Annotated in this window: 12 protein-coding genes and 1 riboswitch; all 12 genes read right to left on the bottom strand. The window is 47.7% G+C overall.

Annotated elements, in window-relative coordinates; translation table 11 throughout:
* Positions 1-8: 8 nt before the first annotated feature.
* The 12 genes from MHH56_RS04680 to MHH56_RS04625 all read right to left on the bottom strand — a co-directional run bounded on the left by MHH56_RS04680 (position 9) and on the right by MHH56_RS04625 (position 14,463).
* Complete coding sequence (locus MHH56_RS04680; RefSeq protein WP_339206938.1) at positions 9-1,148, bottom strand: glycoside hydrolase family 88 protein; 1,140 nt, start codon at positions 1,146-1,148, stop codon at positions 9-11.
* A gap of 57 nt (positions 1,149-1,205) precedes the next feature.
* A complete protein-coding gene (locus tag MHH56_RS04675; protein WP_339206937.1) occupies positions 1,206-3,521 on the bottom strand; it encodes an AraC family transcriptional regulator in 2,316 nt (771 codons plus the stop codon).
* A 44-nt stretch (positions 3,522-3,565) separates the two neighbouring features.
* Positions 3,566-4,465, bottom strand: coding sequence for a carbohydrate ABC transporter permease (locus MHH56_RS04670; RefSeq protein ID WP_076271112.1), 900 nt, complete (start codon positions 4,463-4,465; stop codon positions 3,566-3,568).
* The gene (locus MHH56_RS04665; RefSeq protein ID WP_339206936.1) at positions 4,459-5,367 is read right to left on the bottom strand and encodes an ABC transporter permease subunit; all 909 of its coding nucleotides are present in this window, start codon (positions 5,365-5,367) and stop codon (positions 4,459-4,461) included. The genes MHH56_RS04670 and MHH56_RS04665 overlap by 7 nt, the downstream gene beginning before the upstream one ends.
* 75 nt (positions 5,368-5,442) lie before the next feature.
* On the bottom strand, positions 5,443-7,092 hold the full coding sequence (locus MHH56_RS04660) for an ABC transporter substrate-binding protein (protein WP_339206934.1): 1,650 nt from the start codon (positions 7,090-7,092) through the stop codon (positions 5,443-5,445).
* Between the two features lie 354 nt (positions 7,093-7,446).
* Positions 7,447-8,415 carry a metallophosphoesterase family protein gene (locus tag MHH56_RS04655; protein ID WP_339206933.1) on the bottom strand — a complete coding sequence of 323 codons (969 nt, stop codon included), beginning with the start codon at positions 8,413-8,415 and terminating at the stop codon, positions 7,447-7,449.
* 38 nt (positions 8,416-8,453) lie between these two features.
* Positions 8,454-9,308, bottom strand: coding sequence for a DMT family transporter (locus tag MHH56_RS04650; protein ID WP_339206932.1), 855 nt, complete (start codon positions 9,306-9,308; stop codon positions 8,454-8,456).
* 186 nt (positions 9,309-9,494) lie between these two features.
* Complete coding sequence (locus MHH56_RS04645) at positions 9,495-10,262, bottom strand: DeoR/GlpR family DNA-binding transcription regulator (protein WP_339206930.1); 768 nt, start codon at positions 10,260-10,262, stop codon at positions 9,495-9,497.
* Positions 10,263-10,363: 101 nt separating this feature from the next.
* Positions 10,364-11,392, bottom strand: a complete 1,029-nt coding sequence (locus MHH56_RS04640; protein ID WP_339206929.1) for a biotin-dependent carboxyltransferase family protein — start codon at positions 11,390-11,392, stop codon at positions 10,364-10,366.
* A complete protein-coding gene (gene pxpB / locus MHH56_RS04635; protein WP_339206927.1) occupies positions 11,389-12,150 on the bottom strand; it encodes a 5-oxoprolinase subunit PxpB in 762 nt (253 codons plus the stop codon). Before pxpB ends, MHH56_RS04640 begins: the two co-directional genes overlap by 4 nt.
* Positions 12,147-12,908, bottom strand: coding sequence for a 5-oxoprolinase subunit PxpA (locus tag MHH56_RS04630; protein WP_339206926.1), 762 nt, complete (start codon positions 12,906-12,908; stop codon positions 12,147-12,149). Before MHH56_RS04630 ends, pxpB begins: the two co-directional genes overlap by 4 nt.
* A gap of 169 nt (positions 12,909-13,077) precedes the next feature.
* The gene (locus MHH56_RS04625) at positions 13,078-14,463 is read right to left on the bottom strand and encodes an NCS2 family permease (protein WP_339206924.1); all 1,386 of its coding nucleotides are present in this window, start codon (positions 14,461-14,463) and stop codon (positions 13,078-13,080) included.
* 122 nt (positions 14,464-14,585) lie between these two features.
* Positions 14,586-14,686, bottom strand: a riboswitch (purine riboswitch).
* Positions 14,687-14,759: the final 73 nt, after the last annotated feature.

Below are 14,759 nucleotides of genomic sequence, written 5' to 3'. Positions count from 1 at the left end.
GTTTTATTCTATCGATCTTCGTACCAATACCCTTTGATCCCCTTCTCTAGGCGAAGCAAAGCTTCCAAATAATAATAATCGCCCCAAATCATAAAATCGTCCGGAGACGATCCGCCTCGAACATGGTAAGAGCCTCTTTTGATCAGGCCTTCCACATTCGGCTCATTGATGGTCGAATAATTGAGTACAAGCGACTCCATCACAAACCGTATTCTGCGTTCGAAATACGCGCGCTCCGGGTCACTCTCATCCATCAAATCGAGCAGCTCCAACAAACCGGCGCAAAAGATGGCAGAAGCCGAGCTGTCACGAGGCGTTCCAGACTCGATAGGCGCATTAAAGTCCCAATAAGCAACTTCATCCTCTGGCAGATGGCACAAGAAAAACCGCGCCAGCCTTTTTGACGTCTCTAGGTAAAGCCGATCCTTCGTATACCGGTACGACAGCGCGAATCCATATACACCCCATGCTTGTCCCCGTGTCCACGTCGACCCGTTTGTATAGCCTTGAGCTGTATCGCCGCCGATCGGTTCGCCATTTTTTTGATCAAAATGAAAGGTATGATAGGACGAGTCATCCCCGCGGACCAGATAACGTCGGCTCTTGTCAGCATGGAGAACCGCAGCCTGGCGGTACTGTTCATCGCCTGTCTGCTCGAATGCCCAGTAAAGCAAAGGCAAATTCATCATGCAATCGATAATAATGCGGCCGCCGTTTACAGAGTCGCCAGCAGGTCCCCACGCTTGAAAATATTGACCCGGCTCGCGCCACCTTGCCATTAGTTTGTCGGCGGCCCTTAAAGCAAGCTGCCTTGCAGCTTCATCCTTTTCTATCATCCACTGTGCTTTAGCCGACAACGAGTACAAAAATCCGATATCATGATGATCCAGCACCCGGTCCGCTTCATAGCGCTCCCGGAAGCTTTCAACGGTTCGGGCTGCCGCTTGCCGAAATGCGTCATCGCCGCTGTACTCGTAACAAAGCCATAACATGCCGGACCAAAAGCCGTCGGTCCAATCATCATTGGCGTTCAACTCATACGAGCGGCCGCCGTCCGTGCTGACATGTGGAAATTGATCGCCAAATTTGCCGATATTCCGCCTCGTCTTCTGTAAAGCGTCCTCAATAGCTGTTTGCCATACGCTCATCGGATTCATCCTCCCCATATTCCGGCATCATACAAAAATAAAAGACGGATCTCAGCCTCAACGCTCTAGAGCTTCTCTTCCGTCCCTACTCTGCCTATACTGTCCCGGCGTTATGCCTTCGTACTTTTTAAACACCCTTAGCAAAGATTGGCTGCTTGCAAATCCGCATTGCTCGGCAATATCTTGAATGGCGTGGTTGGTCTCAGCAAGCAGCGATTTCACCTTGTCAACACGCCGCTTATTAACAAAATCAACGAGATTCTCTCCGGTTTGCTCTTTGAAAAATCGAGATAAGTAAGTCGGATTAATATCGAAAGCAAGCGAAATGCTCGTCAGGCTAATATTCATATCATTCAAGTTATGAAGGACATGCTCGACAACTTGGCTCTTCAAATCGGTATTATGGCTTTTCTTCTTTTGCTGCAAATAATCACAGGCTTTCTTTAGGAAGTCCAAAATTTCTTCTTCCATCTCTGCGAAGGTTTCGCACTCTGTAATCTGCTTAATTAAATCCGTTTTCTCCACCATAATTTCTTTCGTGCTAAGTTGAAGCTGCTCTACCGCTTTCAGCATCGTGCCGACGAGTTCGAACATCAGCAATTTTCCCATTTGAATGGACAGCGTTCCCTCGGAAAAATTCGTAATGAGGATACGCTGCAGGACAGCTGCCGCCTCATCGTAATTGCCTGCCGCCATCAAGTTAATTAATTGACGTTCGGTATCGAGCGGATAATACAAATCATTTTTGGGACGCTTAATCGATTCATAGGAAATGATTTGGTTGGAGCCAAGAACAAGCTTATATTCCAGAGACTCGACCGCTTCCTCGTAACATTTTGGGAGCGTCGACCAAAACGTATGGATATCACTGACACCCACGGAAAAACGAACGAAAAATTTATCTTGAATAAAACGTTTAGCGTCATTTGCCACTTTGAGCAGCTCTTTCTTTGCTTCCTTCTCTTTCCCTAGGACGTTTACAACGCAAGCAATCATGCCGTCAACTTCCGTGAAATAAGTGCGATGGCCTGCGGATAACAGCTCCTCAAAAATGTTCGTAACGATCAGGTAAACGAATTGAAGCTTCCTCTCCGCATCCATTTCTTGATTCGCCTGAAACAGCCGTTCATAGTCTTCGATCTGCAGCAGCAAGACGGCAAACCGGTCTGTCTCGAACCGAAAATCAAACGATTCAATGGCTTGCGGCAGTGCGGAGCTCATATCCACCCGGCCTTTCAGCAGCCGGGCCAAAAATTGGTTGCGCAGCACTTGATGCTGCTCGAGCAGCTTTCTACTTGCTTCATCTTGGATGGCTGCGCTGTCGGTCATAAACGATTGCAGAACCGCAAATTCGTTCGGCATATTCATCATGTTTGTTTTGACCTTTGTTGAAACAAAATTCATCATATTTTGAATAGGGGCATAATTTCTTCGCGTAAGCCAAAAGGCGCTAAGCCCGCCCAGTCCGATGCAAAGCAGCATCGCAATATAAATCAAATTTTTCAGCAGCTTCACTTTAGCGGAATACACTTGCTCCGGCAAAACCGAAATATAGGTCCAATTCGTCGTATCCGACTTCACATAAGATATGGCCGCATCGTTGCCGTCCACTAATTCCGTAAGAAAACCGCGTTGATTGCTCATTTTCGGTATCGGCAGCTCAGCCAGTCCAGTCTGAGGGCCAGTAATCATGATGGGATGGCCCTCGCGATCGAGGATATAAACCGAACTCTCGGTTGCTAGACCAACTTTCGAAATCGCTTGCTTGAGCCGATCCTGATTGAGCAGCACAACAAGAGTCGCAGGGGCAGCTTTAATCTCTTGAATAGGCAAGGATTGCACGTAAACGAGCGAGTTTTCCGTTTGTTTGGCGCCTTCATTTAATGTAACGAAAAGACCAGCATGGCTCGCCCGGAGCCACTCTGTCCATTCCGCAAAGCTTTTTCCCGATGCCTTATGGAGCACGGAATACAAATCGTCTGCCGGCATAAACGTCGTTGTCGTTATCCCATATTCTTTGTTCTTGAGATAGATATAGGCATCGGTTATATTGCCGTTGGCAATCGTATAAGACTGAAGGCTCGAGATCATTTCCATCGTGCCGAACCTGGCTTCCGCCGTATCCAACGTTTCACGGTTTAAATACGTCATGACTTTCGGGTCAAACGATAATTGCGTGCCTAACCTGCGAATGTCAGTGATCTGATTGTCCACTAATTGCCGAACCTGATCGAGGAGCGTGTCGTTAGCTCTGCGCACTTCCTTGACCAGCATTTCTTGTGATTGCAGCAGGACGATCAAGGTAATAAGGATTGGAATAAATAAGACAAATAAATACGAGTACAGCCAAAACTTATAAACCTTGCGTTTCATATGAGCATCCACCGCCAGAGAATTATACTCCGAGTATATACCAACTACTCTTTTACCGCACCGATCATAACGCCCTTCGCGAAAAACTTTTGCAGAAACGGATACACAAGCAATATCGGAAGCGTCGCAACCATAATCGTGGCATATTTGATGCTTTCCCTGATTCCTTCTTGATCCGCCATCGCGTCTCCCAGCTGCATGGAGCTCGTATCGTTAATGACCAATATTTCTCGTAAAATGATCTGCAGCGGAAATAATTCACGGTCACGGATAAACAACATCGCATTGAACCAAGAATTCCAGTGGGCAACGCCGTAGTAAAGGATCATAACCGCGATAATCGGCATGGAAAGCGGGACGACGATTTTGAACAAAATACCGAACTCCCCGGAGCCATCTATTTTGGCAGATTCGATCAAGCTCTCGGGAATCGCCTCGAAGGAGGTGCGCATGATGATCAGATTCCATGTGCTGATTGCGACCGGCACGATTAACGCCAGCAAGCTGTTGCCCATATGCAGCCAGTTGTTGATCAATAAATAAGTGGGAATCAGTCCGCCGCTAAAATACATCGTAAAAATGATAGCGATCATAATCGGTTTGCGCAGCATGAACTTACGGGACAGGCCGTAGGCTCCAAGCGCCGTGAAAAACAAGTTAAACAGCGTTCCAGAGAAGAGGATCAGGAGCGTATTCCGGTATCCGCTGAATATATTCGGATTGTCGAGCACGCGGGAGTAAGCCTCCCAGCTAAATCCAAGCGGACCTAGGAGCATGCCTTGATGTGCAATCAATCGATTAGAGTCGCTTAAGGAAGCCATTACGACATGATAAAAAGGATAAATGGTTACGACGATAAGCAAAAGCATGAGAATGGCGTTCAATATATCAAATGTGCGGTCTGTCATCGTATTATTTTTCAAGTTCCCATTCCCCCTTACCATAATCGGTTCCCGGATACCCGGCGGGAAAACCAGTTGGCGCTAATGAGCAAAACAAAGTTGATGCCCGCTTGAAACAAGCCGACAGCAGAAGTAAAGCTGTAGTCCTGACCTTCCGCAAGCCCTTTCCTGTACACAAAGGAGGAGATAATATCCGCAGTCTCATAGGTATTCGGATTGTAGAGCAATATTATCTTCTCAAATCCGATATCCATAAGTCCTCCGATTCTAAGAATGAGCAAAATCATAATGATTGGAATCAATCCTGGAAGCGTAATGCTCCACATTTGCCTAAACCTCCCGGCACCATCGACTCTGGCCGCTTCGTAGAGCTCGGGATTAATGCCGCTGAGCGCCGCCAAGAAGATGATGGACGACCAGCCAAGCTCCTGCCATATGCTGGAGAATACATAAATGAACCGAAAGTTAGCGGCATCACCAAGCAAAGTAGTGCGTTCGCCCCCGAAAAATTCGATCATCGTACTGATAATCCCTTCACGGTTCGTAAAATCGAGAATGAGTCCGCAAATGACAATGAGTGATACAAAGTGAGGCAAATAGACGACTGTTTGAACGACGTTTTTAAACAGCTTTAAACGGATTTCATTAAGCAAAATAGCAAGAATAATCGGTGCTGGAAAACCAAACAAGAGCTGATAAAAGCTTAGGAGCAGCGTATTGCGCAGCACCCGCCAAAAGTAGATGCTGTCAAAAAAGTCCTTGAAATTGTCAAGGCCAACCCATGGGCTTCCCCATACACCCTTGGCAATGCTGAAATCCTTAAAGGCAATAATCGAACCGTACATCGGAAGATATTTGAAAATAAAATAATACAAAACAACTGGCAGCACCATAAAATAGATGGCTTTATTTCTCACAAGATCGTTAGCTAGTTTTCTCATCATCGCAGGTGCACTCTCTTTCCACCGAAATTGATTTTTAAAGGAAGGGGAGTGTGTTCCCCCCTTCCTTCAATCGGTTTAACGTTTGTTGAAACGGTCGAAAGCGGCTTGCTGAATTTCTATCGCGCGCTCGATTCCCATTTTCTTAAACTGCTCGATCGCTTTATCGAAGCTGTCCAAACTAGAGGTGCCCATAATCAGTTTCGTGACAATCTCTGAACGATACGTATCCACATCCGTCATAATTTTGCTGAATTCGCTTGCTTCCTCCGGCGTTAAAGAAACGGGAGGAATGAGAACGGAGGCAGAGTTTTTCGCGAATTTGGCATACGCTTTTACTGCTTCCTTCTGGGCGTCGAGCGAATAGTATTGGTCATTATAACGGTCATCGTCCGGACCCGGGAACGGATAGTTCGCAATGAAGTTTTTCGCCATCGCTTGGCCGATCGGCAGTCCGTCCGGATTTTTCATGATCAAATCCGTAAATTTAGGCTGGCCATCCACCAGCGTATACGTTGTGCCGTCAATACCGAAGTTTTTCAGCATAGCGCCTTCTTCGCTGAACAAATAATCAAGCGCCTTAATCGTAGCTTCCGGATTTTTGTTTGCGCTTGTGATGACAGCTCCCGTATTGCTGTAATCCCAGCCGGTTTCCGTAAATTTAGGCTCATCTCCTTTATTCATTACCGGATATTGAGCGGCGGAAAGCATCGCCTTCGGATCCGCCTGCTGCAAGGAAGGAAGCCATGCGCCCATGCTGCCGCCAATGTAACCGAAGGTAGCGGCTGCCTTGCCTGAAGTGATCTTCGCTTCCTTCGCTTTGTTGTCGTTAGAAGCATAGTCCGGATCAATCAAACCCTCTTTATACCATTTTTGCATACGCGCCAAGTAGTCCTTAAATGCAGGCTGAAGCGGCCCATACTGGATTTTGTCGCCATTCAGATAAAAATCTTTGCCGATGCCGTATGCCCCGATAAAGTCCATCGAGCTTTTTGATCCTAGAAGCATGTCTTTCTCGGACGTATATGGAATGACGCCTTTTTTCTCTTTAATCGTTTTTAGAACAATCTCCCATTCGTCGATCGTTTCGGGCAGCTGCAAGCCCAGCTCATCGAGCCAATCCTTCCGTATCATCTGGCCGGAGAACGTTTTGTATTTGCCGTGATCGCCAACCTTCAAGTTAGGGAATACGTAAATATCCCCGTTATCCGCTTTAATTTGCTTGGCGATAAGCGGATATTCTTCGAGAATTTTTTTCAAATTCGGTGCGTGCTGATCGATAAGATCGTTTAATTTAATGATCGTTCCATCCTGAAACAGCTTGGCTGGACCGCCTTGGAAGTTGGACATGTTCCACACAATCAAGTCCGGAAGCACATTGGAAGCTACCATCACGCCGAATTGCTGCTGAGCATCGGCACCCGTGCCCGTCGGATGTTCAAAGTCGAATTTCACATTCGTCTTTTTCTCCCATTCCTTCACCATCGCTACATCACTTAAGCTTTGAACGACGGCTTGCGCATTAGGGTTTAAAGGATGCCAAAGCTTTAGCTTTACAGGTTCAGCCGATTTATCGCCTTTCCCCGCATTTTCTTTCGCTCCGTTGCCGGTTGCCGCGTTGTTAGCGGGTTGTTCTGACTTGCCGCTGGAGCAAGCCGTTGCAATTCCTCCGAACATCAATACGATGGCAAGCAGCAGAGCAATTCTAGTAAATATACTTTTTTTCATGCGTGACTCCCCTTTACGAATTTATTTATGAGGCGCCTACCGGTTGCCGGCTCGCCTTAATCCCAATCTAATCGATAATAGCAGCCCCGTACATTTTCAATTGCTATAACGGTATTCATTTTTGTACAAACAGCGATTTACGATTCTTTACACGATATCCTTTTTTGTAGAAAACCTTTAAACAATGCTGTTGCGACGCCTTATTTCAACCTCATCGGGTTCGCCCCGAGGCCCGGAAATTCCTCTACCTGAACATGAATAGAAATGATTTCCGCAAAAAAAAGATGTCCCGGATTCCTAAGAATATTCGGGACATCTTTGCTTCTTCGGGCTATTTAATTATAAGTGCTTGTATTAACCGATTTCCGGCTGATGCTCCGGCTGATGCAGGGCGACCGTGCCGTCATCAAGACGCAGCCATGATTCCACTTTCCGTTCGTTTTCGGTCAAGCGGATCACGCGGGCACCCCGCGGGAAACCTTCCTTGCCGTAAGTGTTGTATCCTGTTGCTCGTCCGTAATAAAGACGAATCCCGTAAAGCTCTCCCCAATAGTCGTTCGTGTGGTCATGGCCGCAAAAAGTTGCAATCACGTCTCCCTGTGCCAACATCGCTGAGAAGAAACCTGCTTGCGTCTGCGCGGCGCATACCCCCTCATGTTTATGGCCATAGCACATTTCCCGGTCCCACACTTCTTGGTATTCAGGCAGAGGGATGTGAAAGAATGCGAGTGCCGGCAATGCAGCGCCCTGATGACGAGCTTTCCACGCCTTGGATTGCTCCATGTACCACTGCACTTGATCATGCTGAATCCAATCGTAGCCGGGTACGCCAGGCAGCTTGGAATAATCGCCAGAATCCAGGCAATAGAGCATAGCGGCCTCTTGATCGTTGTCAGACCCAAGTACAGGTAACGCGTAGTTGCCTGTGCCATGGATATCCCGCGGTCCCGGCTCGGCAAAGGTGTGAGCGTGCTTTAGCACCTCGCCCATCAGGTCATCGCGGGTAATATCGTTCTCCGTGTCATGATTGCCAAATACAATTCCCCATGGAATGCCTCTCTGCTCCGCAGCGGCAACCGCGTCCCGAAACGCTTGAAGCGGGTCTTGGCATAAGACTGCCCCGTCTGAACCTCTGCCCGTGTAAATGACATCTCCTGTAAACATAACAAAATCCGGTTGTTCAGCCTCAAGTACAAGCTCCATCGCAGCCTTGGAACGCAAATCTAAGTCCGATCCGTCCTGCCAATGAATATCTGTGAACTGGACAATTGTAAAAGTGCCGTCTTTGCGAAAACGAAGCTTTTTGGCGTTTTCCATCTTCATCCTTACTCCCTCTCCATTAGGTATTCAGGTGCTATTGTTTAATGCCCTGATGACGCAATCATAATGATGCCCATAACTACAGCGATCGAAGCCGTAATTCTGCGAGTCCCTTGCGACTCTTTTAATACAAATAGACCAAGGAGCGTGCCAAACACGATTCCTACCTCGCGCATAGGCGCAACTGTAGAAATATTGGCATTTCTGGCTGCAAACAAAAACAACAAGTACGAGCCCGGAGACAAGATAGCGCCAATCCAGATAATATTAATATGAGTGCGAATAACATGCTTAAGCCGTTTAGAGCGAAGAACAGCAGGCGTCAGTCCGAGTACAAAACCGATATTCGTCACCTCAAGCAGCGCAAGGGGAGAGAGATGCTGTAAATTCACTTTATCGATAAGCGTGTAAGTGGTAATGCATAGCCCAACGCTCATCGCCAGCAGTACAGGCTTATAGAAAGACTGCTGATGCCCTTTGCCCGAAGATCTTCCGATCATGACGATGAACCCGATCAGCATAAAGCTGAGTCCGATCCAGCCCCACAAAGGCAATGTCTCTTTTAATAGCAATACGCCGATGGCTGGGATAAGCAAGGTTGGTGTCCCCCGCATGATCGGATACACTTGCGATAAATCTCCAGCATTATAGGTGTAAGCGAGCAGCAGTGAATAAACGCTTTGCATAATTAGCGATGCACCGATTAACAGCCACTGTGTCTGCGATAGTGACGCACTCAAAAGTTCATTAATGAGTGTCGGCAGCAAAACAATAGTCGCAGGCATATAAATCACCCATAAGAACAACGCTTTATCCGTACTTTGCTTAGCTAGCATATTCCATACCGCATGCGCCAAACCGGAACACAAGACAAGAATAAGAGAAATAACAATCAATTAAGAAACACCTCCATTGATCCACATTTAGATTCAACTATCAGTTCCACATATTCCAACACAATATCACACAAACACACACATTTACAATATCTTAATATATACTTTTCATTAGAAAGCAAAAAAGACCCTTGGTATATAACCAAGAGTCTTTAGGACAGTCAACGTCCCCTTTATTATTCATCTCTACTCATAAACAATCTCAATGCCGCTCCGTTTATATTTATCAACTAGATCAAGGCCGATCTTCGAATCTGTAACGAAACGTTCTACATCCGCGCAACCGCACACCTTGAGCAGGGAGACTTGATCAAATTTGCTGCTGTCGGCAAGCGCGATCGTGCTTTTTGCATTTGCTTGCATTATCTTCTTCACCTGTACTTCACCAATCGCGTTGTCAGTAATGCCTTCGTCCAATGTAACTCCGCTCATGCTCATAAAAAACAAGTCTGCATGAAAGCGGGAAGCGAATTCTTCAGCCAAGTCTCCGATAATGCTCTGTTCTGCTTGACGGATAATGCCTCCGATCATGATCAGCGTAAAACCGGGGACATCGATTAATTCATTTACGATTGGCAAGGAATTCGTAATAATCGTCAATCGCTCGAACTTTGTCTTGAGCATCTTCGCAATTTGAGTATTGGTTGTGCTCACATCAAGTGCGATGGACATTCCTTCCGTTACATATCGAATGGCGAGCTGGGACAATTCCGTCTTCTCTGTCAAGTAAATCGACTCACGAATCGGCAGCGGGATTTCCCGGCTGTAATCCGGCTCTTTTAAAATCGCACCGCCATGAACCCTCTGCAATAAGCCTAGGCTCTCCAAATGCTCTAGATCGCGCCGTATCGTTTCAAAAGAAACGCCAAACGATTCCATAAGCTCCGACGCTCGAATCGATTTATCGCTATTTATTTTTTGGATAATTAATTGATGCCGCTGCTGTGCGAACAATTGCTATCACTCCTCTATGCCGTGCCTTCCGGTAATTCCTGCTTCTTGATTAGTAGTCTACCATAAATCAAGGAAAGAGGCTCAGCCGCTAAGAGCAGTGTTCATCTTGTATCCCTTTCATTCGCGGCATTAAATTTTAATGCAATAGCGGCTTTCAGCATTCTCATGTCACGCTCGCTGTCCAAATAAAGCTGTTCCGATTCTTGCTGCGTGATCCTCTCGAACCGAAAACGGTCGCCGGGCTTTAGCTGTGCAAAAACAGGAATATCGACCGTTGCGACTTGCGCAATACGTAGATAACCGCCCGTTGTCTGTCTGTCCGCCAGCAGCACGATCGGCTCTCCGCCAGCCGGCACTTGGACCGTTCCGTTTGCGACAGCCTCCGAAAGCAGCTCAAGCGGCTTCGCGAGCGTCAGCTTCTCCGTTCCTTCGAGCCGGTATCCCATTCGATCGGACTGTGCGGAAATCTGGAAGCTCTGGCTAAAAAAGCTCGCCCGGCTTGTCTCTGTAAACAGCTCGTAATGCGTGCCCGTCATCGCGCGAATGATCGGGTCCGCTAGATTGTCCGCTATCGCAAAATGACTCGCATGCCAGAGCGGCACCGCAACGCTGCCATTCCATCCGCGGCGCAAAGCATGCTCCATTCGCTCTGACAGCAGGCTCGGCGCCTTAGCTGCCAGAACATCTCCTGACTTTAATGCCCTTCCGAAATAACCTCCGATTGCGCCGCGCAGATACGTACTTTTGCTTCCCATGACCTCCGGTACATCAAATCCGCCCGCAACTGCGAGATAGGAGCGGCAGCCCGATTGGCAAGCTCCGAATTTCACGCTCATTCCCGCGCGAACGAGTACTGGTCTCCATAAGGGCAGCGTCTCACCTCCAGCGGTAACAGACATACGCGCGCCGCAAATAGCGAGCAGCGTATCCTTCTCCATAAAGAGCTCCGTTCCGGTAAGCGTAATTTCCAGCACTGCCTCACTATCCTCGTTGCCGACTAACAGATTAGCCGCACGCGAAGCTCCCGTATCCATAGCCCCGCCGGCGACTACGCCGTATTTTTGATACCCATGCCTTCCGATATCTTGTACAGTAACGAGCAAGCCGGGACGAACAACTTTTATAGTCATAATTCACCTTCTAAATAAAGCTTGTACTGCCGTTCCGTTATCGGCTTAAACCTAATCAAGTCCCCCGGTCTAAGCAAGCTTGGAATTTCGTCCTGAGGACGAAATAGAGCAAGCGGCGTTCTGCCGATCAGCTGCCAGCCGCCCGGCGTTGCAACCGAATATATGCCCGTCTGCTTGCCAGCTATGCCGACGCTGCCCTGAGGAATGATCGTCCGGGGCGTCTGATGCCTTGGCGCGGCAATCCGCTCAGACATTCCTCCCAAATAAGGAAAGCCTGGCGCAAAGCCGAGCATATGGACCAAGTAGCTGCCACCAGCATGTATAGCGATCACTTCCTCCTCCGGAAGTCCATTAAGCTCAGCAACTAGGCTAAGATCAGGACCGTACTCTCCGCCATAGCAAACCGGAATTTCAATCGTTCTATCCGCCTGATCGGAAGAGTGCAGCTGCTCTAGAGATAGGTACGTCTGCACTCTAGCGCATACCGTTTCAAAGATTGTAGCATGCTGAAGCTCGGCTGCAGTGCGGCTTCTCTTCACCAGCAGCGGGTCATAATGGATCGCCACCGAGACGAAGGACGGCACGCATTCGATTAATCCGGTAAATGGTTTATCCTCTAAACGACGACTTAAATTCATGACAATTCGGTTCGTTTCTTCGTCAATGGAGCTGCCTAAACGAATAACAACGGCAGAGTCACCAAGCGGCAGCATTTCAATAGGAGCCAGAGGCTCCGTTGATGCCTTCTCCATGCTCATACACCCGCCTTCTGAACAGATATGCTCGCTGCCTCTAATGCCGCCCGCAGTCTTATGACATGCTCTACTGCACCTGGCGTATCCCCATGCACGCAAACCGTATCCGCCTTCAAAATAACGCTATGATGTTGTATCGATTTGACCTCACCATCCTTGATCATGCTTATCGCTTGCTCTGCAGCGCGAATAGGATCAACAATAACAGCACCTTCCGTCCCTCGCGGCGTTAGTGAGCCGTCCGACTCGTACGTTCGGTCTGCGAATACTTCATGGATTGTACGCAAGCCTATAGCTTCGCCTGCGTGAATAAGCTCACTGCCCGCTAATCCGAATAGCATCAGACTCGGATTAACCTTATATATTGCCTCTGCTATCGCGTCGGCTAATGGTTTGCTCTTCGCAGCCATATTATACAAAGCGCCATGCGGCTTGACATGTGCGACGCTTCCACCTTCTGATTTAGCAAAAGCATACACCGCACCCAGCTGATAAACCGTTAGCTCATATGCCTCCTCCGGCGTTATGGCCATCACCCTTCGACCGAAGCCTGCCAAATCCGGCAGCCCCGGATGCGCTCCAATGGCTACATCATGCTCTAACGCCAGCTTAACCGTGCGCCGTATTGTCGCTGCATCCCCAGCGTGAAAACCGCAAGCGATATTCGCTGAAGTAATATATTTCATCAGCTCGTGATCGAGGCCAGCTGTGTAAACCCCAAAACCTTCTCCCATATCGCAGTTTAAATCCACGCGAAACATATGCTCTCCCCCGTCTGCTCGCCTGCCAAAGCCAGCTCTATTTCCAAAATTATATCAAATTTCAGCGCGAAAATAAGCAGCCCTATCCTCTGCGTCTCTCCACCATAAGGCTAAACTACAAAAAAAAGAAGCAGCGCCGGTCCAGCGCTGCTTCTTCCATATTATTTGTTTATTCCCCGCCCATAAATACGTAACGGCCAATGATGAGCACCGCTAGAATCCACATGAGCCAGTGAACCTTGTATTTGCCTTTGCCTGTTACATTAGCAACCGTTGCAAGCAATACGTACGATACGATACCGAACGAAATACCGTTTGCAATGTTGTAAGTAAGCGGCATAAGTGCAAGTGTCAAGAAGGATGGAATCGCATAAACCATATCTGAAAAATCGATATCTTTTACCGATTGCATCATCAGCACGCCTACGATAATAAGTGCAGCAGCTGTAGCCGCACCTGGAACAAGCGCAACGATTGGAGACAAGAAGATAGCAAGCAGGAAGCACACGCCTGTCGTTATTGCCGTTAGGCCCGTACGTCCGCCTTGCGCAATACCTGCAGAGCTTTCGACGAATGCGGTAACTGTACTTGTACCAAGCACCGCGCCGCCGCTGACGCCGATCGCATCAACGAACATCGCTTTACCTACACGTTTTTTGCCCTTTTCAGCGTCCTTCATGTAGCCTGCACGGTTTGCTGTACCAACTAGCGTACCGAACGTATCGAACATTTCGACGAAGGTAAATGTCAGGATAACCGTTACCAGTCCGACTTCAAATACGCCTGCAAAGTCAAAATGCCAGAAGTTCATTTTGGAGAAATCAGGCACCCATGTTTGACCAGTGAATGCTGCTTTCACATCAACATGACCCATTAGAATAGCAATAACAGTTGTACCTAGAATACCGAACAAAAGCGCTCCCGGTACACGCAATACCATCAGCACGCCAATAAGAAGCAATGCAATCACGGTAAGTACAACCGTTTCATTATGGAAGCTTCCCAGTTGAATAACGGTTTCGGAGCCGCTCACTGGTGTGAATTGACCTGCTTTAATGTCTGTGAAGCTTGATACTGCGATTGTCATAATTCCGCTGTTTTTCAAGCCGATAATGGTGATGAACAAGCCGATACCGACTGTAATCGCATGCTTCAAGCTGTCTGGAACAGCTGTGATAAGCATTTGGCGAATTTGGGTAAGCGTCAATATGATAAAGATAATACCTGAAATAAATACTGCGGTTAGTCCCATTGCTGGTGAGATCGGTGCGTCCGTTGACGCCGATGCGATTACGACCGATGCAAAATACGCATTAAGACCCATACCTGGTGCTAGCGCAACTGGGAAGTTAACGAACAAGCCCATTGCGATGGTGAAGATACCTGCTGCTAGTGCCGTTGCAAGAAACACGGCAGTCCAATCCAAGCCAGCTGGCGTTAGTATGATTGGATTGACGGCTAATATGTAAGCCATCGTCATGAAAGTCGTCAGCCCCGCCATAATCTCTGTTCTGACATTTGTTCCGTGTTCCTTTAAGCGAAAGAAACGTTCCATTTTGATTACAAACCTCCCAAAAATGTGGTGGAACAAACAAAGAAGCCTAGTAAAAATGCAATAGATCGCATTTCTCCTAGGCTCTGCAAAAAGGGGAAAAAGATACCCGCTGGACCGCTGCGAGCTTTTTCCGCCAATTTCGTAGCCTGATCATTTACGGTGACCGAGTAGAGACTCTCAAGCCGATTCTTGAGATTATACGAAAAGATATGCTGTTGTTGTTTTCCGATTTCAATTTTAAAGAGAAGTTGCCCATTTTGTCAACAACTTTTACGAACGTTATTGGCAATACATAC

Source organism: Paenibacillus sp. FSL K6-3182 (assembly GCF_037976325.1).
Classification (GTDB): domain Bacteria; phylum Bacillota; class Bacilli; order Paenibacillales; family Paenibacillaceae; genus Pristimantibacillus.
This window is presented reverse-complemented; position numbering and strand designations above follow the sequence as displayed.

Coding starts and splice junctions, on each gene's coding strand:
- MHH56_RS04680 (WP_339206938.1), bottom strand. CDS start 1,148: ATGAGCGTATGGCAAACAGCTATTGAGGACGCTTTACAGAAGACGAGG.
- MHH56_RS04625 (WP_339206924.1), bottom strand. CDS start 14,463: ATGGAACGTTTCTTTCGCTTAAAGGAACACGGAACAAATGTCAGAACA.
- MHH56_RS04640 (WP_339206929.1), bottom strand. CDS start 11,392: ATGACTATAAAAGTTGTTCGTCCCGGCTTGCTCGTTACTGTACAAGAT.
- MHH56_RS04665 (WP_339206936.1), bottom strand. CDS start 5,367: ATGATGAGAAAACTAGCTAACGATCTTGTGAGAAATAAAGCCATCTAT.
- MHH56_RS04675 (WP_339206937.1), bottom strand. CDS start 3,521: ATGAAACGCAAGGTTTATAAGTTTTGGCTGTACTCGTATTTATTTGTC.
- pxpB (WP_339206927.1), bottom strand. CDS start 12,150: ATGAGCATGGAGAAGGCATCAACGGAGCCTCTGGCTCCTATTGAAATG.
- MHH56_RS04655 (WP_339206933.1), bottom strand. CDS start 8,415: ATGAAGATGGAAAACGCCAAAAAGCTTCGTTTTCGCAAAGACGGCACT.
- MHH56_RS04670 (WP_076271112.1), bottom strand. CDS start 4,465: ATGGTAAGGGGGAATGGGAACTTGAAAAATAATACGATGACAGACCGC.
- MHH56_RS04660 (WP_339206934.1), bottom strand. CDS start 7,092: ATGAAAAAAAGTATATTTACTAGAATTGCTCTGCTGCTTGCCATCGTA.
- MHH56_RS04630 (WP_339206926.1), bottom strand. CDS start 12,908: ATGTTTCGCGTGGATTTAAACTGCGATATGGGAGAAGGTTTTGGGGTT.